14 protein-coding genes and 1 pseudogene are annotated in these 21,236 nt (G+C 60.0%); 9 read left to right on the forward strand and 6 right to left on the reverse strand.

The genetic code is table 11. From position 1 onward, the window contains the following. Positions 1-2: 2 nt before the first annotated feature. Positions 3-1,220, reverse strand: coding sequence for a type II secretion system F family protein (locus AOC04_RS00575; protein WP_060690687.1), 1,218 nt, complete (start codon positions 1,218-1,220; stop codon positions 3-5). 210 nt (positions 1,221-1,430) lie between these two features. Between AOC04_RS00575 and AOC04_RS00580 the strand changes: the two genes are divergently transcribed. From AOC04_RS00580 to AOC04_RS00590, 3 genes are all read left to right on the forward strand, one after another. Further along, positions 1,431-1,832, forward strand: a complete 402-nt coding sequence (locus AOC04_RS00580) for a pilin (RefSeq protein WP_060690688.1) — start codon at positions 1,431-1,433, stop codon at positions 1,830-1,832. Between the two features lie 160 nt (positions 1,833-1,992). Further along, on the forward strand, positions 1,993-3,489 hold the full coding sequence (locus AOC04_RS00585) for a DNA-3-methyladenine glycosylase 2 (protein ID WP_060690689.1): 1,497 nt from the start codon (positions 1,993-1,995) through the stop codon (positions 3,487-3,489). Then, positions 3,486-3,983: a methylated-DNA--[protein]-cysteine S-methyltransferase gene (locus AOC04_RS00590; RefSeq protein ID WP_060690690.1), complete on the forward strand. Its 498-nt coding sequence runs from the start codon at positions 3,486-3,488 to the stop codon at positions 3,981-3,983. The genes AOC04_RS00585 and AOC04_RS00590 overlap by 4 nt, the downstream gene beginning before the upstream one ends. Before the next feature lie 128 nt (positions 3,984-4,111). Here AOC04_RS00590 and nadC read toward each other — a convergent pair whose 3' ends face one another. After that, a complete protein-coding gene (gene nadC, locus AOC04_RS00595; RefSeq protein WP_060696831.1) occupies positions 4,112-4,960 on the reverse strand; it encodes a carboxylating nicotinate-nucleotide diphosphorylase in 849 nt (282 codons plus the stop codon). Between the two features lie 234 nt (positions 4,961-5,194). On the opposite strand from nadC, the gene AOC04_RS00600 reads away from it, so the two are divergent. From AOC04_RS00600 to ampE, 3 genes are all read left to right on the forward strand, one after another. Further along, on the forward strand, positions 5,195-6,676 hold the full coding sequence (locus AOC04_RS00600; RefSeq protein ID WP_060690691.1) for a DUF1631 family protein: 1,482 nt from the start codon (positions 5,195-5,197) through the stop codon (positions 6,674-6,676). A 98-nt stretch (positions 6,677-6,774) separates the two neighbouring features. Next, positions 6,775-7,338, forward strand: coding sequence for a 1,6-anhydro-N-acetylmuramyl-L-alanine amidase AmpD (gene ampD / locus AOC04_RS00605; protein WP_060690692.1), 564 nt, complete (start codon positions 6,775-6,777; stop codon positions 7,336-7,338). Further along, entirely contained in the window at positions 7,335-8,171 is an 837-nt protein-coding gene (ampE, locus tag AOC04_RS00610) for a regulatory signaling modulator protein AmpE (RefSeq protein WP_060690693.1), read from the forward strand. The genes ampD and ampE overlap by 4 nt, the downstream gene beginning before the upstream one ends. Positions 8,172-8,210: 39 nt before the next feature. Here ampE and AOC04_RS00615 read toward each other — a convergent pair whose 3' ends face one another. Together AOC04_RS00615 and cra are read right to left on the reverse strand one after the other, a co-directional pair. Next, complete coding sequence (locus AOC04_RS00615; protein WP_060690694.1) at positions 8,211-8,999, reverse strand: TatD family hydrolase; 789 nt, start codon at positions 8,997-8,999, stop codon at positions 8,211-8,213. A gap of 2 nt (positions 9,000-9,001) precedes the next feature. After that, positions 9,002-9,997 (reverse strand): catabolite repressor/activator, encoded by a 996-nt coding sequence (gene cra, locus AOC04_RS00620; protein ID WP_060690695.1) that lies wholly within the window; start codon positions 9,995-9,997, stop codon positions 9,002-9,004. Between the two features lie 344 nt (positions 9,998-10,341). On the opposite strand from cra, the gene ptsP reads away from it, so the two are divergent. The 3 genes and pseudogenes from ptsP (at position 10,342) to AOC04_RS00635 (ending at position 15,891) form a co-directional block, all read left to right on the forward strand. Continuing rightward, complete coding sequence (ptsP, locus tag AOC04_RS00625) at positions 10,342-13,203, forward strand: phosphoenolpyruvate--protein phosphotransferase (protein ID WP_060690696.1); 2,862 nt, start codon at positions 10,342-10,344, stop codon at positions 13,201-13,203. Continuing rightward, a pseudogene (gene pfkB / locus AOC04_RS00630) lies at positions 13,203-14,143 on the forward strand (1-phosphofructokinase). Before ptsP ends, pfkB begins: the two are co-directional and overlap by 1 nt. Before the next feature lie 11 nt (positions 14,144-14,154). Continuing rightward, positions 14,155-15,891: a PTS fructose-like transporter subunit IIB gene (locus tag AOC04_RS00635; protein WP_060690697.1), complete on the forward strand. Its 1,737-nt coding sequence runs from the start codon at positions 14,155-14,157 to the stop codon at positions 15,889-15,891. 84 nt (positions 15,892-15,975) lie between these two features. Here AOC04_RS00635 and AOC04_RS00640 read toward each other — a convergent pair whose 3' ends face one another. Next, positions 15,976-18,510, reverse strand: a complete 2,535-nt coding sequence (locus tag AOC04_RS00640; RefSeq protein ID WP_060690698.1) for a PepSY domain-containing protein — start codon at positions 18,508-18,510, stop codon at positions 15,976-15,978. A gap of 282 nt (positions 18,511-18,792) precedes the next feature. After that, a complete protein-coding gene (locus AOC04_RS00645; protein ID WP_060690699.1) occupies positions 18,793-21,096 on the reverse strand; it encodes a TonB-dependent receptor in 2,304 nt (767 codons plus the stop codon). Positions 21,097-21,236: the final 140 nt, after the last annotated feature.

Raw genomic sequence — 21,236 nt, forward strand, 5'->3', positions numbered from 1 at the left:
GTTCAAATCACTTGGCCCAATTTGAAAATCGGTAAATACATGGCAATTACCAGCCCGCCCACCATGACACCGAGTACCACCATGATTGCGGGCTCCATCAATGCTGTCAGGTTATCGACCAGGGTGTCGACTTCGTTCTCATAATAGTTGGCTACGTGGTTGAGCATCTCGTCCAATGTGCCGGATTCTTCTCCAATTGCTGTCATCTGAATCGCCATGCCCGGAAACACGCCCACAGCGCCCATGGCGACATGGATCTGACTGCCTGTTGCGACCTGCTGCTGGAGTTGCAGCACCGCTTGCTCGAACAGGTAGTTGCCCGTGGCCCCGGCGACTGCATTCAGCGCTTCAAGCAATGGGACTCCGGCGGCAACGGTGGTGGACAGGGTGCGGGCAAAACGGGCAGTGGCCGAAAAATGCAGCAGGTGGCCCAGCACCGGCAGTTTTAATAACCACCGATCAAGCCGCTGGCGCAGTGCCGGGGAGTGTTTGTAGCGATAGCGCAACCCCGCAACCCCTAGGCATCCACCGGCAAGCAGCCACAGCCCGAACTGTTGCACCGCCTGCGAGACGGCGATCACCCATAAAGTGAAAACCGGCAGTTGGGCGTCAAATGAATCGAATACGTTCTGGAATTGCGGCACCACTTCAATCAACAAAATCCCGCAAACCGCTAATGCCACCACCAGCACGGTGATGGGGTACGTCATGGCCTTTTTGATTTTCTTTTTCAGGGTCTCGGTTTTTTCCTTGTAAGTCGCGACCCTGTCGAGCAACACCTCCAGGGCTCCAGCCTGTTCGCCTGCTTCTATGAGATTGCAAAACAGCGCATCGAAATGTGCCGGGTTTTTTCGCAGCGCACTGGCCAGGCTGATCCCTGCATTGATGTCCTGTTGCAGCGCCCTCACCAATTTGCGCATGGCGAGATGTTCGAAGCCGTTGGCAATGACCTCCAGGGCTTGCAGCAGCGGGATGCCGGCTCTGGTTAGCGTGGCCAGCTGGCGGGTGAAAAGGGTGATTTGCAGGGCTTTGATTGCTGCGCCAGTGCAGGGCGCGCGGTCTGAATGTCGGCGGATTTTACTAACGGTAATACCTTGTCGACGTAGCTGAACCCGGATCATGGCCATGTTGCCTGCGATGGTTTCACCACTGAGTCGAGTCCCGTGACGATCAGTGCCGTGCCATCGATAAACACTGGTTTTAAGCGCCCGTACCGGCATTTTTGTTCGCCCCTGAATGGTTGTTTGCCAAGCCTCAAAGACTAGATGCCCCGCGCCCGGGACAGCCACTGGAGCGTGTCCAAAGGTGTCTGCCATGCAGTTGTGGAGCAACGGCCCGCTAACCTTGATAGCCTGTGCGCACTTTTTGGGCGGCTCAGTACTGCATTGGCGTTTGGCCACTGGGCCACGTCCCACTTTTGGAGACTTCACGTGAAACAACAAAAAGGCTTCACCCTGATCGAGTTGATGATTGTGGTTGCGATCATTGGTCTGATCGCTTCGTTTGCATTGCCGGCTTACAACGAGCACACCATGAAGGCGCGTTTTGCCGAGGTGAACTCCATCAGCAACACTTACAAAACGGCCGTCGCCCTGTGTTACAGCGAAAGCAATGATTTGACTGTCTGCGATGCGGGCAGCCACGGCATTCCGGCCCCGGCAGCGGCCACTGACAACCTGGCTGCGGGCATGACCGTGGTAGATGGCGTAATTACCATGACCGGCACCCAGGCCGCGGGTGGCTGGACCAGCGTGATGACCCCCGCATTGAGCGGCAGCACGCTGGTGTGGACCCAAACCGGCACATGTCTTGAGAGCGGCGCGTGTAAATAGTCGCGGTTCTGCAGGGGCGAGCCAGCCTGGCTCCTGCAGGGTGATGCCTGGCCAGAGCCTCTGCGACACCTTCGCATGCCAAAAGCGCTCAGAACAGCGGCCAACATTGAGGTCCGAAAATGGCGAGAACCAGCCAGGACCCAGTGCTATTGTTCGATCCATGAACACACCTACAAGCCTTCTTGAACCCAGTGCCGCCGTCTGCGAAATCGCGCGATTAAGCCGCGATGCGCGTTTTGACGGGGTGTTTTTCACTGCCGTGCTCAGCACCCGGATCTACTGCCGCCCCGTCTGCCCGGCGCGCCCGCCAAAACCCGAAAACGTGGTGTATTACCCCAGCGCAGCCGCCGCTCAGGCACAGGGCTTCAGGCCATGTTTACGCTGTCGGCCAGAACTGGCACCGGGCAATCAACTATGGCAGCAGGGCGAGCATTTGGTGTCCCGAGGCTTGAAACTGATTAACGAAGGTTACCTGGCCGATCACTCACTGGAGATGCTTGCCGAACGTCTGGACATCGGTGCCCGGCAATTGCGTCGACTGTTCGTCAAGCACCTGGGGGCACCGCCGATGGCGGTACATGCCACCCAGCGTCTGCTGTTCGCCAAGCAACTGCTGAGCGAGACCAGTCTTTCGATCACCGACGTGGCGATGGCTTCGGGTTTCGGCAGTTTGCGGCGCTTTAATGCGGCGTTTGCCGAAGCCAATCACGCCCAACCCCGAGACTTCAGGCGCAGCCCTAAAGCCCGGTCAGACAAGGCATTGGTGCTGCGTCTGGGGTATCGCCCGCCCTATGATTTCAGTGCGTTGCTGGGCTTTCTGCAGACCCGCGCCTTGCCAGGCATCGAACAGGTCGAAGCCCACAGTTATCAACGGGTGTTTGCTACCGGCGATGCTCCGGGCTGGCTGCGGGTAAGTGCCTGGCCAGGTGAGCAGCACGCGCTGCAGCTGGAGTTGCTGAATGTGCCGCCGAGCCAGATGCTGGGTGTGGTCACGCGGATCCGGCGGATGTTTGATCTGGATGCCGATCCTCTTGCGATCGCTCACACCTTAAATGCCAGCCCGCTGCTGGCGCCGCTTGTCGAACGCTACCCGGGCCTGCGTTTACCCGGTGGCTGGGATGGATTTGAAGTGGCAGTGCGGGCGGTGTTGGGCCAGCAGGTCAGCGTGGCGGCTGCACGGACCCTGGCCAGCCGCATCGTGCACCGTTATGGCATAGCGATTGAGAGCCCGGCAGGCGTGGGGCTTGATTGTTTATTTCCCGGGCCCGAGCAATTGGCAGAGGCCGATCTGGGGCAGATGGGCATAACCCAGGCTCGGATAGACACCATCAAGGGCATCGCCCGGGCCCTGATCGAAGGGCGTGTGGATTTCGCCGTGGAGCAACCGCTGCAAACCTTTATCCAGCGTTGGGTACAACTGCCGGGGATAGGCGAGTGGACCGCGCATTACATCGCCATGCGGGTGCTCAAACACCCCGATGCCTTCCCGGCGGCAGACTTGATATTGCGCCGCGAAGCCAACCCCCGCGATGCGCCATTGAGTACCCGCGCGCTGCAGGCACTGGCTGAAAGCTGGCGTCCATGGCGGGCTTATTCAGTCATGTATTTATGGCGTGCCGCCACCGATTCGGCTGCCGCCCGCAAGGAGTCGACATGATGCAGATTTACTACGATCAAATGCCATCACCCATTGGCCCGCTGTTTCTGGTTGCAGATGACGAAGGGTTGCGCGAAGTGCGCTTTGAGCTGGATCGTCGGCCCCATGCGCCGCTGGAAGGCTGGGTGCATTCAGCGCAAAAGCTGGCGCAAGTGCGGCGTCAGCTTGAGGAGTACTTCTCGGGAACACGTCTGGTTTTCGATCTGTCGCTCAAGCCACTGGGCACAGAGTTTCAACAGTCGGTCTGGGGGGCGCTGACAACCATTCCCTATGCGGCCACCACCAGCTACGGGGAGATCTCGCAACAAATTGACCGGCCCAAGGCCTCGCGGGCGGTGGGCGCGGCGAATGGCCGTAACCCGATCCCGATCATTATCCCGTGTCATCGCGTGATTGGCAGCAATGGCACGCTGACCGGTTTTGCCGGCGGGCTGGCGGCCAAGCAATGGCTGCTGGAGCATGAGGTGAAGTGTCAGGGGTTTGTGTTGATTTGATGCAGGCTCAACACAATCCCTGTAGTCGCTGACGCAGGCTGCGATCGGGCCCGAAGGGGGCGCGCTTTTAAAAGCGAAGCTCCTGCGGACCTTATCGCAGCCTGCGGCAGCGGCTACAAGGGCAGAAGTTACAGGCTCAAGCGCATCGACAGATCCAGCGCTTTGACATCCTTGGTCATGGCGCCGATCGAGATGTAGTCCACGCCGGTTTCGGCGATCGGGCGCAAGGTGGCCTCGTTGATGCCGCCGCTGGCTTCCAGCCTGGCCTTGCCTGCGTTCAGGCGCACCGCTTCACGCATGTCATCCATGCTTAGTTCGTCGAGCATGATGATGTCGGCGCCGGCCGCCAGCGCTTCCTTGAGTTCGGACAGGCTCTCAACTTCGATTTCCACCGGTTTTCCCGGGGCAATCTTGTGCGCAGCACTGATCGCCTGGGCAATACCGCCGCAGGCTGCAATATGGTTTTCTTTGATCAGGAACGCGTCGTACAGGCCAATGCGGTGGTTGTGGCAACCGCCGCAGGTCACCGCGTATTTTTGCGCCAGACGCAGCCCCGGAAGGGTTTTGCGGGTATCCAGCAACTTGACCTGAGTGTCGGCTACTTGATCGGCCAGTGACTGCGCGTGGGTGGCTACGCCGGATAGCAGTTGCAGGAAATTCAGCGCACTGCGTTCACCGCTGAGCAGCGAGCGGGCAGGGCCTTCGAGATGAAACAGCACTTGATCGGGGCTAACGCGTTCGCCATCAGCCACTTGCCAGTGCACTGCAACACGCGGATCAAGCTGGCGAAACACAGTGTCGACCCAGGCCGTACCACTGATGACAGCAGCCTGACGGGTAATGATTGTTGCTTTGGCCAGACGTTCGGCCGGGATCAGCTGTGCAGTGATGTCGCCGCTGCCAATGTCTTCGGCTAACGCACGGCGTACGTTGGCTTCGATTTCGGCGGTGAGGTCGGCCAGGCGTAAATTCGGCATAACGAGCTCCACAAACAAAGTGCGCCGATTATAGAGGCATGCCGCGGGGGAACCCAAGGTGTGCACTGCGTCCCGGGTCTTTGCCTGCAATTGTGCGTCTTTTGGCACTTTGGCGATTAATTCGGCGGCCTGGCGGCGTAAATGCAGAGTCTGCTGGCACAAGCGACATCTTTTACAAGATAATCCGCCTTCTATTTGGCGTCATGACTTTGACGTCCATCACTGGAGGCCAGGATGCAAAATGACGGGAAAGCGGGGGGCGTACACAGACCCTCAGCCGAGCTCGCGATTCACTCGCCTCTCGCCCGCCTGCCTGTGATCCTGTTGCAGGTGCATGACAAGGCCGCGCAGCAGCTCAAATCCCAGTTGCAAGTGCTGTTCGACAACGCGGACGCGACCCTGTTCGACATGGCCGACAAGGCCCGCAGCGACGCAGAGCAAAGCCTGTTCTTTGAAGCCATGCGCGATGTGCGCCTGAAGCGCAAAAACATCGAGCGCAGTTTTCTTGAGCGGTTGCTGTACGCGTTTATCAGGTTGACCCGAGCCGATGTCAGTGACTCCACGCTGCTCATGGCAACGCCCGCGCAGGGCGTGTTTTCGTTGTTGGGCAACGACCTTGAACGCGCCCAGTCAATCAATGCCATGGTGGCCCAGGTATTGATCCGCGATCAGCTGGCTCTGTGTCACCTCAGTGCACGCCTCACTACTTTGAGCCGGGTAGCGCTCAATGAGCAGAACAACCCTCTTGGGCCCGCGATGCTGTGCGAATATTTTTTGCAGGCCGAGCGTGATCAGGGCATGGAGCTCAAGGTCAAGTTGATCATGCTGCAACTGTTTGAAAAGTATCTGCTCAGTCATACCGAACAACTGTATGCCGATGCCAACCAGTTGCTGATCGCCACCGGGGTGCTGCCCGACCTGTCATCCGCAACCTCCTGCTGCTCCCCAAAACACACGGACGATACCCGGGAACTGCCGGCACAAAGTGAGTACGCGAGCAACCTGGTGGGGCTGTTATTTGAATACATTGGCGGCGATCGCAACCTGTCGACGCCATTAAAAAAGCTCATCGGGCAGTTACAGCAACCGATGCTCAAGATTGCGCAGCTGGATCAGAACTTTTTCAGCTGTGATAGCCATCCGGCTCGCCGCTTGCTCAATGTCATCGCAGCTGCCGCCATCGGTTGGGACTCCAGTGTCGATTGCGCCAGTGATCCGCTGCACCTGCAGATCAGTCACGTAGTTCAGCAGCTGGCCGGTTACTCGGGCCACCACCCCGGTCTGCTTGAATCATTGCTGCACGAATTTTTGATGTTCACCCAGGCTGAACAAGAGCAAGTTGAGTTGTTTGAACAACACATCCGCAAAGACGAACGGGCGCTAAGCCGCCAGATGCAGGCAATCCGGCCATGGCTGGCGCCGTCACTGCCCATGGCGGTGTTCGACGAGCAGGACCATTTGGGGCTGCTGCTGGTCAGCCAGTTGCGTATCGGCACCTGGATCGATCAGCAAGATGGCTTGCACCTGCGCTGCAAGCTGATCGTGATAGTGGAGCCTGAGGGCAGGTATGTTTTTGCCAATCGAAGCGGCATAAAAACCCTGGAAATAAACCGTGCCGATTTAATTCGCCAACTGCGGTGCGGCACGATTTTGCTACTCGATGACAGCCTGTTGTTCGACCGGGCGCTGGCTTCGGTCATTGATAGCCTGGGTTAATCCGGCGCGCAGCAGACCGTCGCACTACAGATTGCTCCACACAGGTTTGCGCATCGCGGCATACTGGGCCTTTCGTTTTGGTCGTTGAAGGAGCCTGTATGCAGCTGGACCCCGCGAGCGGTTGGTGCCAAGGCGTGTCTCACTGTCCGTCACCCAACTTCAATGCGCGCCCTCACGGCGAAATCTCCTTGCTGGTTATTCACAACATCAGCTTGCCGCCGGGGCAGTTCGCAACCGGCAAGGTTCAGGAGTTTTTCCAGAATCGCCTGGACGCCACAGAACACCCCTACTTTGAAGGCATCATCGAACTACGGGTAAGTGCGCACTTTCTGATTGAACGTGACGGCAAAATCACTCAGTTTGTGTCCTGTCTTGATCGTGCATGGCATGCAGGTGTCTCGAGCTTCGAGGGACGTGAGGCCTGCAATGATTTTTCGTTGGGGATTGAGCTTGAAGGCACCGATGACCTCCCGTTCAGTGATGCGCAATATCAGGCGCTGATCGGGTTAACCCGGCAATTGCAGGCGGCTTTCTCTGCCATAACCCTGCAGCGCATATGTGGCCACAGTGACGTGGCTCCCGGGCGCAAGACTGACCCGGGCCCGGCTTTTGACTGGACGCGTTTTCGCGACGCGTTGCAGCACACAGGAGAGATGCAATGAGTTTTGTGGTGTTACTGCTGGCGATCCTGGTCGAGAAACTCTCGGGCTTGCGTCAGCGTCTTCAGAGAGATAGCGGCTGGTTGCGCGAACTGCACAAGCTGGAGTCCGGCCCGACGCTTGGTCACAAGCCGTGGTGGGTCCTGGCGATCCTGATTCTGTTCCCGGTAGCTGTACTGGGGCTGTTGCTGTGGGTACTGCAACCTGTGGCTTATGGTTTGCTGGCACTGCCGGTGCACCTGCTGGTGGTGATTTACAGCCTGGGGCGAGGGGACTTGCTGGCCGGGCTCGGCCCCTTTCGTGATGCCTGGCGCCGTGGCGACTTGCAGGCCTGCGCCCATGTTGCCGAGCGCGACCTGGGCGAAACGGCCGACAGTGGCGAGCAGTTGCTCGAAAAGGTGCAGAGCCATTTGTTGTGGCAAGCGTATCAAAGCTTCTTCGCCGTGATTTTCTGGTACTTCCTGCTGGGGCCGGTGGCGGCCTTGAGCTACCGCTTGCTGGCGCTGGCTGCCGAGCATGGCAGGAACCCGGAACTGGTCGAGCGGGCACAGCAACTGCGTCACGCGTTTGACTGGTTGCCGGTTCGGTTGCTGGGGGCGAGTTTTGCACTGGTGGGCAACTTTGCCGCTGTCACCCGGGTAATGCTGCATGAGCTGCTGAGCTGGGACATCAGCGCCCAACAGTTGATCAATAAGGCCGGTTGTGCCGCCGCCGAAATTCCTGCTCCCCAGGCCGGGCCCGAAGGCGTCGCCAGCCTCGACACCCTGTGGGCGTTGCTGCTGCGGGCTGCCGTGCTGTGGTATGCAGGTTTTGCGGTATGGACGTTGTTGCTCTGATGCCCGCTAAAAATTCTCCAGGAGCGGGCAAACTCGCTCCTACAGAGGCAGTGCCCAGCCAAACACCTCACAGGCATTGGCCGTAGAAGCCTCGGCCAGCTGCTCCGGGCGCAGGTTCATCACGTCGGCCAATGCCCGGCAAATATCCGGCAAATGCTCAGGGCTGTTGCGCTGGTTGGGGTACATGGCAGGGGCCATGTCGGGCGAGTCGGTTTCCAGCACGATTGAGTCCAGCGTCAGGTCGGCAATCACTTTGCGCAGGCGCAATGCCTGTGGCCATGTCGCCGCGCCCCCCAGTCCCAGCTTGAACCCCAGCTTGATGTATTCACGCGCTTCTTCGCGGCTACCTGCAAACGCATGAATGATTCCGCCGCGTTGCAGCCGAAAACGCTTTAGGGTGGCAATCACCTGCGCATGGCTGCGTCGAACATGGAGCAGGGCGGGCAGCTGAAAGTCGGACGCCAGTTTCAACTGCGCTTCAAACAGCTGTTGTTGAGCGTCACGGTCGAGTTCGGGGAGGAAGAAGTCGAGGCCGATTTCGCCCACCGCGCATAGCTGGGGGTGCCCCGCAAGGCGGTTCAACCATTCCCCCAGTTCACTCACGTGTTCAGGTCGATGCTGGTCGACGTACACCGGATGCAAACCAAAGGCTGCATATAGCTGGCGGTCGGTTTGCACCAGATCCCACAATCGCTGCCAATTACTCTGATAGACCCCAAGCACCACCATCCGCTCAACCCCCATTGCTCGGCTGCGTGCCAGTAACTGCACGCGGTCGGCATCAAAGTCCGGGAAGTCGAGGTGGGTATGGCTGTCTATCAACTGCATGCTCAGGCCTGATGAATGCGCTGTTTAAACACGCGGGCAATGGCATGAATGCCGGGTTCATACAGCTGCTGTTCAATGGCCGCGACGGCCAGGTCCAGGGCTTTTTCGGCAATCAGTTTATGTTGCTGGCCCATGGCATTGACCGGCAATGGCAGGAAGTCCAGCAGTTGAGTGTCGCCAAAAGTGGCCAGGCGCAGCGGCGGACGCTGGCTCGGGTGCTCCAGCAATGCATCGAACATCCCTTGCAGCAGAACGTAGGAGGTGGTGATCAGCGCCTCGGGAAAGTGCCCCTGACGGGCCAGCAGGTCATCGATGATCCCGCGGCCGCATTCGCGGCTGAAGGCGGAGCCGTGCTCAATCAGGATTTCGCCGTCGAAATCCTCAAGGGCCTGCTTGAAACCGGCTGCCCGGGCCTGGCTGATACTCAGCTCGGGGCGTGCGCCGATCAAGGCAATCTGCCGCGGTATGGGCTGCAACAAGCTGCGGGTCAATTGCAGGCTGGCTTCGCAGTCATCACTGATGACCGAGCAAAAGCGCGAGGGCTCCAGGGTCCGGTCAATCGCAATGATCGGAATCCCCAGGTCTTGCAACTTGCGATAACTGTCATCGGCGGCGGGCAAGCAACTGGCGACGAACAGGGCGTCGCAACGGCGCGCACGAAACAGCTTGAGCAACTGGCGCTCACTGTCCGGGGCATCGTCCGAGCTGGCAATCAGCAATTGATAGCCGCGGGCACGCGCCCCTTGTTCGAGTTGCTTGGCCAGGCGCGCATAACTCGGGTTTTCGAGGTCCGGAAGGACAAAGCCCAGGGTGCGCGTGTGTCGGCTACGCAACCCGGCGGCTTGCGGGTTGGGAGTAAAGCCATGCTCCTCGACCACCGCGCGGACGCGCTCGACCGTGCTGCTGCTGATGCGCTGCTGTTCGGCCTTACCATTGATGACGTAGCTGGCGGTGGTCACGGAAACACCTGCCAGATGAGCGATATCACTGAGCTTCACGCCGAAAATTCCTTATTTTTTGTAGTACATGTCGACATTTTGGCCAATCCTAACCGATAAAGGCAGTCGATCTTCGTCTGCCTTGTTTGCAGCTGGTTTATTTGCAATATCGCCCTCCGTGCATTGATCAATGCGACAGGTTGGGGCTTCAAGCGCGAGCGATTATGCAGTAACGTGCCGGGCATTCTTGATTAAACGTTTCAGCAGGCGTTTTTAATGGACCTCTACCCCTGAGTGCAATGTGCTTGCCATACATTGACTCACGCCTCACGGGGGGGAGCGATCTACGCTGACTTAATTCAAAACAATACCTGGTGCCACAGAGCGCCGGAAAAGGAGAACGCATGCTCGAGCTCACCATAGAGCAGATTTCCATGGGCCAAACGGCTGTGGACAAGTCTGCAGCGCTGCAACTGCTCGCCGATAAGCTGGTCGCTGATGGTTTGGTCGCCGAAGGTTATCTGAAGGGCTTGCAGGCGCGTGAGGCTCAGGGCTCGACCTTCTTGGGTCAGGGTATTGCCATCCCCCACGGCACACCTGAAACCCGCGACCTGGTGCATGCCACGGGCGTGCGTTTGTTGCAGTTCCCGGAGGGAGTCGACTGGGGCGATGGTCAAATCGTGTACCTGGCGATTGGCATTGCGGCCAAGTCCGACGAGCATTTGCGCTTGCTGCAATTGCTGACCCGGGCACTGGGCGAAACCGATCTGGGCCAGGCATTGCGCCGGGCCAGCTCCGCCGAAGCCTTGCTCAAGCTGCTCCAGGGGGCGCCACAAGAACTGGCACTGGATGCCCAGATGATCAGCCTCGGCGTGTCCGCTGATGACTTCGAAGAACTGGTATGGCGTGGTGCACGTCTGTTGCGTCAGGCCGACTGTGTGAGCAATGGCTTTGCTGCGGTGCTGCAACAAGTGGATGCATTGCCGCTGGGCGATGGCCTGTGGTGGTTGCACAGCGAGCAGACGGTCAAGCGTCCGGGCCTGGCGTTCGTTACCCCGGACAAACCGATGCGCTATCTGGGCCAGCCCCTCAGCGGGCTGTTCTGCCTGGCCAGCCTGGGGGAGGCCCATCAGGCATTGCTTGAGCGTTTGTGCGCGCTGCTGATTGAAGGTCGTGGCCATGAACTGGGGCGTGCTACCAGCAGTCGTGCAGTACTGGAAGTGCTGGGTGGCGAGTTGCCTGCCGACTGGCCGAGTGCCCGCATCACCCTGGCCAACGCCCACGGTTTGCATGCGCGCCCGGCCAAAATACTGGCGCAATTGGCGAAGAGCTTTGATGGCGAAATTCGCGTACGAATTGTTGATGGCCAGGAGTCGGCGGTTTCGGCCAAGAGCCTGAGTAAATTGCTCAGCCTGGGCGCACGTCGCGGCCAGGTACTGGAATTTGTCGCCGAGCCGGGCATTGCCGGCGATGCATTGCCGGCCATATTGGCGGCCATTGAAGAAGGCTTGGGCGAAGAGGTCGAGCCGTTGCCGATCCTGGCCGAGTCAGCGCCAGTGGTGGCCGAAATCGCCACGCTGATCACCGCACCCGCTGACGGTAGCGTGATCCAGGCCATCGCCGCTGCGCCCGGGATCGCCATCGGCCCTGCGCACATTCAAGTGCTGCAAAGCCTCGACTACCCACTGCGTGGCGAATCGGCGGCGATTGAACGAGAACGTCTGCAAAAAGCCTTGGGCGAAGTGCGCCAGGATATCGAAGGCCTGATTCAGCGCAGCCAGTCCAAGGCGATTCGGGAAATTTTCATCACCCATCAGGAAATGCTCGACGACCCGGAACTGACCGACGAAGTCGATACCCGGCTCAAGCAGGGCGAAAGCGCCGAAGCGGCCTGGATGGCGGTGATCGAGGCGGCGGCACGTCAGCAAGAGTCATTGCAGGATGCATTGCTGGCCGAGCGCGCGGCGGATCTGCGTGACATTGGCCGTCGTGTACTGGCGCAGTTGTGTGGCGTGGAAACGCCGGCCGAGCCGGATCAACCCTACGTGCTGGTAATGGACGAAGTGGGCCCGTCTGATGTGGCGCGCCTTGACCCGGCGCGGGTCGCAGGCATTTTGACTGCCCGCGGCGGAGCCACCGCACACAGCGCGATTGTGGCCCGGGCCTTGGGGATTCCGGCCTTGGTCGGGGCTGGCGAAGCGGTGTTGCTGCTGGCGCCTGGCACTCAACTATTGATTGATGGCCAGCGGGGTCGCCTGCATGTTGCGCCGGATGCCGACGCCTTGCAGCGCGCCACTTCTGAGCGTGACAACCGCGAACAGCGCCTGGAGGCTGCTTCCAAGCAACGTCACGAACTGGCCGTTACTCTGGACGGGCATGCGGTCGAAGTGTTTGCCAACATCGGCGAAAGCAAAGGTGTTGCCAGTGCGGTCGAGCAGGGCGCCGAGGGCATTGGCCTGCTGCGCACCGAGCTGATTTTCATGGCGCACACCCAGGCGCCGGACGAAGCAACCCAGGAAGCCGAATACCGGCGGGTCCTCGATGGCCTGGGCGGACGCCCTTTGGTGGTCCGTACCCTGGACGTTGGCGGCGACAAACCGCTGCCGTACTGGCCGATCGAGAAAGAAGAAAACCCGTTTCTCGGTGTGCGGGGCATTCGACTCACGTTGCAACGTCCGCACATCATGGAAAGCCAGTTGCGCGCCTTGTTGCGCTCGGCCGACAACCGCCCGCTGCGCATCATGTTTCCGATGGTTGGCAGCGTGGCCGAATGGCGCGCAGCCCGCGACATGACCGAACGTCTGCGCCTGGAAATCCCGGTGGCTGACTTGCAACTGGGGATCATGATTGAGGTGCCGTCGGCCGCGTTGCTGGCCCCGGTACTGGCCAAGGAAGTGGACTTTTTCAGCGTCGGTACCAACGACCTGACCCAGTACACCCTGGCCATCGACCGTGGCCACCCGACCCTGTCGGCACAGGCTGACGGCTTGCACCCGGCAGTGCTGCAACTGATCGACATCACCGTGCGTGCCGCCCATGCCCATGGCAAATGGGTCGGTGTGTGCGGCGAGCTGGCGGCCGATCCGCTGGCGGTGCCGGTACTGGTCGGCCTGGGTGTGGATGAGTTGAGCGTGTCTGCGCGCAGTATTCCAGAGGTCAAGGCGCGGGTTCGCGAATTGAGCATGGAGCGCCTCAAGACCCTGGCCACTCAGGCCTTGAGCGTTGGCAGCCCGGACGAAGTCCGGGCCTTGGTGGAGGCGCTCTGATGGCCCGAATCCTGACCGTCACCCTTAACCCGGCCCTGGACTTGACCGTACGCCTGGCGCATCTGCACCCGGGCGAAGTTAATCGCAGTCAGGCGCTGCTGACCCATGCCGCGGGCAAGGGCGTGAACGTTGCCCAGGTGCTGGCCGATCTGGGCCACACCGTCACCGTCAGCGGTTTTCTCGGTGAAGACAATCAATCGGCGTTCAACGCGTTGTTTGTCAGTCGTGGGTTTGCCGATGCATTTATCCGTGTACCCGGTGAAACCCGCAACAACATCAAACTGGCCGAAGACGATGGCCGCGTGACCGACCTCAATGGGCCGGGGCCGCTGGTCAGTGAGCTGGCGCAGCAAGCTTTGCTCGACAAGCTCGATCAGATTGCTGTTGGCCATGACGCGGTGGTGGTCGCTGGCAGCTTGCCCCGGGGCATCAGTGCGCAGTGGTTATGTGAACTGGTGCGACGTCTGAAATCCCGTGGCCTGAAAGTAGTCCTGGACACCAGTGGCGAAGCCTTGAAGCAAGGCTTGAGCGCGGGCCCCTGGCTGATCAAACCCAATACCGAAGAGCTCAGCGCCGCGCTGGGGCACGACATCGCCAGCCTTGAGGCGCAGGTCGCTGCGGCCGAGCAACTGCAGGCCCAGGGCGTTGAGCATGTGGTGATTTCCCACGGCGCTGAAGGGGTGAACTGGTTCAACCCGGCATTTGCCCTCAAGGCGCTGCCGCCCAAGGTTCGTGTCGCCAGCACCGTGGGTGCCGGCGATTCACTGCTGGCGGGGATGCTGCACGGCCTGCTCAGCGGCCACCCCCCGAACAGACTTTGCGCACTGCCACCGCCATTGGCGCGATGGCGGTCACTCAAATCGGTTTTGGCATCAGCGATGCGGTGCACCTGGCGACGCTTGAAAGCGGCGTCAGCGTTTGCCCCCTGACAAAAGAATAAGAGGACTGCACATGAAATTAGCCATTGTGACGGGCTGCCCCAACGGCATGGTTACCAGCGTACTGTGCGCCCGTTTGCTGGATGCAGCGGCGCAACGTCAGGGCTGGAGCACCAGCGTTGAAGTGCATGACCCCAAACATCCGGAACGCCAGCTGTCGAAGGCAACCATCGACGAAGCGCAGTGGGTTCTGGTAGTCAGCAGTACACCGCTGGACATGCAGCGCTTCATCGGCAAACGCGTGTTCCAGAGCACTCCGGCCCAGGCCCTGCAGGATGTAGAAGCGATACTGCTGCGCGGTGCACAAGAAGCCGAGGTGTATGTCGCGGCGCCTGTCTCGACGGTGGCTCAGAGCCCGCAGCATGCTCCGAAAATCGTTGCCATCACCGCGTGCCCGACCGGGGTGGCGCACACCTTTATGGCGGCCGAAGCCTTGCAGCAGGCGGCCAAGCGTTTGGGCTACGAGCTGCAGGTTGAAACCCAGGGTTCGGTGGGGGCGCGCAACCCCCTGAGCGCGCAGGCTATCAGCGAGGCCGACGTGGTATTGCTGGCGGCAGATATCGAAGTGCCGACCGAGCGTTTTGCCGGCAAGAAGATTTACCGCTGCGGCACCGGTATTGCCCTCAAGCAAGCCGAAGCCACACTGAACAAAGCCTTGAGCGAAGGCCGGGAAGAGACTGCAGCGGCGGGCGGTTCTGCCCCGGTCAAGCAAGAGAAAACCGGAGTCTACAAGCACTTGCTGACCGGCGTTTCGTTCATGCTGCCGATGGTGGTGGCGGGCGGTTTGCTGATTGCCCTGTCCTTTGTATTCGGGATCACGGCCTATAAAGAGCCCGGAACACTGGCGGCAGCACTGATGCAGATCGGTGGTGACGCAGCGTTCAAACTGATGGTGCCATTGCTTGCGGGCTACATCGCCTACTCGATTGCCGACCGTCCAGGCCTGGCGCCGGGGATGATTGGCGGACTGCTGGCCAGCACCCTGGGTGCCGGGTTTATTGGCGGGATCATTGCCGGATTTATCGCCGGTTATTGCGCCAAGGGGATCAACCGCTATGCGCGACTGCCGCAAAGCCTGGAGGCGCTCAAGCCGATCCTGATCATCCCGTTGTTTGCCAGCCTGTTTACCGGGTTGGTAATGATCTATGTGGTTGGCAAACCTGTGGCCGGCATGCTCGAAGGCCTGACCCACTTCCTCGACAGCATGGGCACCACCAACGCCATTTTGCTGGGCGTATTGCTGGGCGCGATGATGTGCGTCGACCTGGGCGGCCCGATCAACAAGGCGGCCTACGCTTTTTCGGTGGGGCTGCTGGCCTCGCAGAGTTATGCCCCGATGGCGGCAACAATGGCGGCGGGTATGGTGCCGCCTATCGGCCTTGGGATTGCGACCTTTATTGCCCGTCGCAAGTTTGCCCAGACCGAGCGCGAGGCGGGTAAAGCCGCGCTGGTGCTGGGGCTGTGCTTTATCTCCGAAGGTGCGATTCCGTTCGCCGCCAAAGACCCGTTGCGGGTGATTCCGGCGAGCATTCTGGGCGGGGCCTTGACCGGTGCACTGTCGATGTACTTCGGCTGCAAGCTGATGGCGCCGCACGGTGGCTTGTTCGTGCTGCTGATCCCGAATGCGATCAACCATGCGCTGCTGTACTTGCTGGCGATTGTGGCCGGTAGCCTGGTCACGGCAGTGGTGTATGCAGTGATCAAACGACCGGAACCGGCGGAAATGGCGCTGGAGACAGCCAAGGCCTGAGGCCTTGACTCCCTGTAGGAGAGCTCGCGAGCCCTCGAACATCTCGCGAGCAAGCTCGCGCCTACAGGGTGTTTGGCATCTGGTTTAATACACATCCCGCCGATAACGCCCTTGCTCGATCAATGCTTGCAGCGCTTGCTCGCCCAGCATGTCGATCAAGACCTGGTCCACGCCCGCCGCCATCCCTTGCAGGCTGCCGCAGATATAAATAGCGGCACCGTCTGCCAGCCATCGACGTACTTCGTCTGCGGATTCGCGCAAGCGGTCCTGCACATACACTTTGTGCGCCTGGTCCCGTGAAAACGCCAGATCCAGCCGCGCCAGATCACCACTGGCCATCCAGCCCTGCAGTTCATCGCGGCAGTAGAAGTCGTGGGCGGCATTGCGCTCACCAAACAACAACCAGTTAGGCTGCTGGCCATTGGCAATGCGCGCCTTGAGCAAGCTGCGCAGCCCCGCCAGCCCCGTGCCATTGCCCAGCAAAATCAGCGGGCAAGGTTCGGCGGGCAGATGGAATCCACTGTTGCGGCGCACCCGCAGGCTGATGGCAGAACCCGGATTTGCATGTGCCGTCAGCCAGCCCGAACCCAGGCCCAGGCTGCCATCGGCATGGCGTTCCTGACGCACGATCAATTGCAGCAGGCCGTCATCGGGGATCGAGGCAATGGAGTATTCACGCATCTGCAAAGGGATCAGGGCGTCGACCAAGGCCTGAGCATGCATGCCCACCAGATGCCCGCGACTGTCCGGTAGCTGGCGCCCGCCTAAAGCCTGGGCCAGGGATTCCTGCAGACCGTCAAGCTGTACCTGTGTCTCGGCGGACAACCCCAGACCTTGCAGAAAATGTTCAATCGCTGCAGGCGATTGCCTAGGCATGACTTCGACCAGATCACCTGCCTGCCATGAGTCGCTGGCACGGGGGGCTTTGAGTCCCAGCAGGTAAACCCCGGCGCCGCTGCTGCCCGGGTTGAGCAGTTGGCGTTGCTCAAGGGTCCAGTTGTTGTAACCCGGGGCCTGCCAGTTGGCGCTCGGCGCCCCTCCGGTCAGTTGGCCGAGCTGCTGCTGCCAGTGATGCAGCGCTTGCGGGTCGCCACTGTCGACCTGGACCGGGCTGAACAGCGATTGCGCGCCACGCTCGCTCAGCCATTGCTGTACCCGGGTCGCAAATCCGCAGAAGTGCGGGTATTGACTGTCTCCCAGCGCCAGCACCGAATAATTGAGCTGGCTCAGGCCTAAAGGCTGGCCCAGAATTTTGCGTTCAAAGCCACGGGCGCTGTCGGGGGCTTCGCCATCACCAAAAGTGCTGACTACAAACAGTGCATTGCTGGCCTGCTGCAAGTCCTGTTCGCTGACAGTCGCCAACGGTTGCACCCGCACCGGTAAACCGGCGGCCTGTAATTGCCCGGCGGTCTGCCACGCCAACTGTTCGGCAAAACCGCTCTGGCTGGCAAAGCCGATCAGCCAGGACGACGCATCGCTGTCTGGCGCGGCAAACCCCTGACGGGCCTGTTTGATCTGACGTTTTTTACGGCGTCGGTCCAGGTACAGCAACCAGCCGGTAATAAAGAACAACGGCATGCAGAGGCTGGCGATGGTCACCAGAATGCGCCCGGCAATGCCCCAGTAACTGCCCACGTGGAGCGCGTAAATGCTGGTCAGCAATTGCGCTTTGTAGCTTTTGTCAGCGTAGCGCTCGTGTTTTTTGATCGCGCCAGAGACCGGGTCGAGCACGATCTGGTTGAAGGCGCGCTCATGGGGTGAGTCGCTGCGCAGATAAAAAACCGTGGCCGGCTGCCCGGCCACCGGCGGCATCCGCACGTTGTACATACTCAGTTGTGGCCCGGCCGCCTGCTGGATAGTGGCCCAGATAGCATCGTAATCGGCAACCGGGGCCGGTCCTGCGGGGCCGGGCTGACCGCGACCGCCTTTGCGTTGTTGGCTGTTGGGTGAGTCCGAGAACAGTTTTTGCAGGCCTTTGTTGTACCACTCGTAGGACCACGACAAGCCGGTCAGGGCGGCCAGCAGGTAAAAAATCATGCACCAGGTGCCTGCTACGGAATGCAGGTCCCAGTTAAAGCTGCGGCCTTTTTTTGCCCAGTCCAGGGTCAGCCAGGTGCGCCAGTTCAGTGCCTGGCGCGGCCAGCGCAGGTACAAGCCCGAGAGGCAGAAAAATATCAGCATCAGGGTGCAGGCGCCGGTGATCTGGCGACCGGTTTGGCCGATGGCCAGGAAGCGGTGCAGTTGCAGCATCAGGTCGAAGAAGCCCTGGCCGCTGGCGTCGCCCTGATAGGTGCCGGTGTAAGGGTCGACATAGCGCAGTTGGCCACGGCGTTCGCCTGCAGGCGGGGTGAAGAAGATCCGCGCGGCGTCGTCACTGCCCACTGCGACCCACAGCATCGACACCTGTTTGCCCTCGGTGGCCTCGACCCTGCGCACCAGCTCGGCCGGTGGCAGGGTGCCGCTGTCGAGTTTTTCGACCTTGAGCACCGTAGGGTTGAGCAAACTCAGCAGTTCGTCCTGAAACGATACCGTCGCACCGGTAAAGCCCATCAGGGCCAGGATCAATCCGGCGGTTATGCCGAAAAACCAGTGCAGCTGAAACAGTGTTTTTTTAAACACGACGACCGCCTTGCTCGCTCAATGGAATGCTTCACGGCGCAGTTTGCCGTGTTCGTCTATTTCGGGTTTTGGCCCGTGGTCTTGCGCACAAAAGCCCCGGCCATAAATGGACGGGGCTTTTAGCTCATGCCGGCAAATCAAGGAATGCGGTCGCCAGCGTGTTGCATCTTTTCTGTGGGAGCTGGCTTGCCAGCGATGCGAGCGACAAGGTGCTGCTCCTGGATCGCAGTGATTCCATCGCTGGCAAGCCAGCTCCCACCCGTGATCATGGCTACGTTGGCATCAGAAATGAACGCTGGTGGTCAACAGGGCTGTCCGGCCCGCCGCCTGGTTGGCGAAGTGGGTCGAAAAGGCTTTGTCGTAGTAAGTCTTGTCGGTCAGGTTTTGCACGTTCAGTTGCAGATCAACGTTTTTGGTCAGCTTGTAGCTGGCCATTGCGTCGTAGCGGGTGTAAGCCGGAACGTAAGTCGAGTTGGCGACGTTACCGAAGACTTCATCCACGTAGAACGCACCGCCACCGATGGTCAGCTTGGGTGTGATGGCATAAGTGGTCCACAGGCTGGCGCTGTTTTTCGGGGTGTTAGGCAATTGGTTGCCATCGGTGGCTTTGTTCAAAGGGCCGCCATCGCGCTGCTTGCCGTCCAGATAGGTGTAGCCGGCAAATACCTGCCATTGCTCGGTGATTTTACCGGAGGCAGACAACTCGATGCCGTCGACGCGGGTTTTACCGGCGTTTTCGTAAGTGTCAGCGTCTGTCTGCACCCGGGTGTTTTCTTTTTCGGTGCGGAAGATGGCGGCGGTCAGGGAGAGGCGGTCATTGAACACATCCCACTTGGTACCGAGCTCATAGTTGGTGGTTTCTTCCGGTTCCATGTCGCTAGCCAGAATCTTGCCGGTGCGATCCGGGGTGCCACCCAACGGGTTGGTTTCATTGCTGTCCAGCATCGCGCCCGGCGGGGTCGCCGAGGTGGCGTAAGACACGTAGATGCTGCCGTTAGGCTGGACTTTCCACACCAGGCCGAGTTGACCGGAGAAGAAATCGCTGGTGTCGGAGCCTTTGTAGGTGGTTGCTCCAGCGGCCGTATAGGACTTGTACTTGGTCTCGAAGTGGTCGTAACGCAGGCCCATGTTCAGCAGCCACTCGGGGGTCAGTTCCAGCGTGTCCATCGCATAAATGGCGCGCGTGGTGTTGGCGCTGTCAGTGCCGGCATAGTTGCGGGCGATCGAGCCGTTCCACGGGTCATTCGGGTTCGGGTTGCCCAGCGATGTGCAGTTCCAGTCGCTTGGAGCACCGATCATGCCCGGGGTGCAGCTCGTACCGCCAGCGGTGCCCGGAGTGGTGCTGGTGTTGACGGTGTAGGACGACTTGCTGTTGGTCTCGCGGCTGAGTTCGATACCGGTGGAGTAGCTGTTTTTGAATCCGGCGATATACACGTCACCAAACAGATCGGTCTGGTTGGTGGTGGTGGCGGTGTTGCTCACGCGGGTGTTGGCCCGGCGCCAGACGCTGCCGTTGTTGACGTTGCCTTTGCTGTCGTCCGGCTGGGTGAGGATGTAGTCCTGCAAGGTGTTGCCGTGGCGCAGGGTGTTCTTGATGTGCAGGTCTTCGCTGAAGTCATGCTCGAACGAAAGGGTCGTGATGTCGGCGCGGGTTTTGCGGAAGTCACGATCTTTCAGGCCGTAAAAATTGCTGCTGTCGCCACCGTTGTTGGGTTTGTCCGGGCTGGCTGCGGTATGGGTTTTACCCACCGAGAAACCGTAAGGAATGCCCGAGTCCGGCAGGTCGTTGCTTTCCATGTGGTAGTAATCGACGTTGACGCGGGTATCGGTGCCCAGGCCAAACGCCAACGAAGGGGCGATGCCCCAGCGGTCGTAATTGACCTGGTCACGACCGGCCACATTGCTTTCGTGGCTCATCAGGTTCAGACGACCGGCAACGGTATCGCTGAACTGGTAGTTACCGTCCAGGGTATAGCGTTGGGTCTGGTCCGAGCCCCAGGTGTAGCCGCCGTCAAACGAATTACCCAAGTGGGCTTTTTTGCTGACCATGTTGATGGTGCCGCCGGCTGCGCCGCGACCGCCGAAGGCCGAGTTAGGACCTTTGGCGACTTCAATGGACTCGACTGCGAAAATCTCGCGGGTCTGGGCGCCGGTATCGCGCACGCCGTCCAGGTAGGTGTCGCCCTGGGCGTCAAAGCCGCGAATGAACGGACGGTCGCCTTGGGGGTTGCCGCCTTCACCTGCGCCGAAGGTAATGCCTGGAACGGTGCGCAGCGCATCTTGCAGGGAAGTCGCGGCGGTGTCCTTGATCAGCTGTTGCGGAATGATTGTGATCGAGCGGGGCGTATCAATCAGGGGGGCGGTGTACTTCGGGGAGTCGGCTTTTTCGATCTGATAGGACTGCTCGGTTTGCTCGCCTGAAACCGTGGTCGCGCCCAGGGAAATACTGTTGCCCTGTGCTTTGCTGTCAGTGCTTTCGGCGGCCTGGGCCATATGGGCTGCAGAGGTCGCGGTAATCGCGACACCAATAGCCGAAGCCAGTAAACGCGGTGAGCTGACCGGTATTTTTATAAGTTGGCGCGACATGTGAAGATCCCTTCCCCCAGAATTTGAGCCGCGAAATATAGTGCAAACAATTCCTTGTATCAATTGAGATCGATTACTATTAGCGCTAAATTTACAATCTTTACAATTACCCTTTACGGTTTTTTCACACTCATTCGTCT

The sequence above is a fragment of the Pseudomonas versuta genome (assembly GCF_001294575.1).
GTDB lineage: Bacteria > Pseudomonadota > Gammaproteobacteria > Pseudomonadales > Pseudomonadaceae > Aquipseudomonas > Aquipseudomonas versuta.

Coding starts and splice junctions, on each gene's coding strand:
- AOC04_RS00615 (WP_060690694.1), bottom strand. CDS start 8,999: ATGCAGTTGATAGACAGCCATACCCACCTCGACTTCCCGGACTTTGAT.
- AOC04_RS00575 (WP_060690687.1), bottom strand. CDS start 1,220: ATGCCGGTACGGGCGCTTAAAACCAGTGTTTATCGATGGCACGGCACT.
- nadC (WP_060696831.1), bottom strand. CDS start 4,960: ATGCCGAATTTACGCCTGGCCGACCTCACCGCCGAAATCGAAGCCAAC.
- ptsP (WP_060690696.1), top strand. CDS start 10,342: ATGCTCGAGCTCACCATAGAGCAGATTTCCATGGGCCAAACGGCTGTG.
- AOC04_RS00585 (WP_060690689.1), top strand. CDS start 1,993: ATGAACACACCTACAAGCCTTCTTGAACCCAGTGCCGCCGTCTGCGAA.
- ampE (WP_060690693.1), top strand. CDS start 7,335: ATGAGTTTTGTGGTGTTACTGCTGGCGATCCTGGTCGAGAAACTCTCG.
- ampD (WP_060690692.1), top strand. CDS start 6,775: ATGCAGCTGGACCCCGCGAGCGGTTGGTGCCAAGGCGTGTCTCACTGT.
- AOC04_RS00635 (WP_060690697.1), top strand. CDS start 14,155: ATGAAATTAGCCATTGTGACGGGCTGCCCCAACGGCATGGTTACCAGC.
- AOC04_RS00600 (WP_060690691.1), top strand. CDS start 5,195: ATGCAAAATGACGGGAAAGCGGGGGGCGTACACAGACCCTCAGCCGAG.
- AOC04_RS00590 (WP_060690690.1), top strand. CDS start 3,486: ATGATGCAGATTTACTACGATCAAATGCCATCACCCATTGGCCCGCTG.
- AOC04_RS00645 (WP_060690699.1), bottom strand. CDS start 21,096: ATGTCGCGCCAACTTATAAAAATACCGGTCAGCTCACCGCGTTTACTG.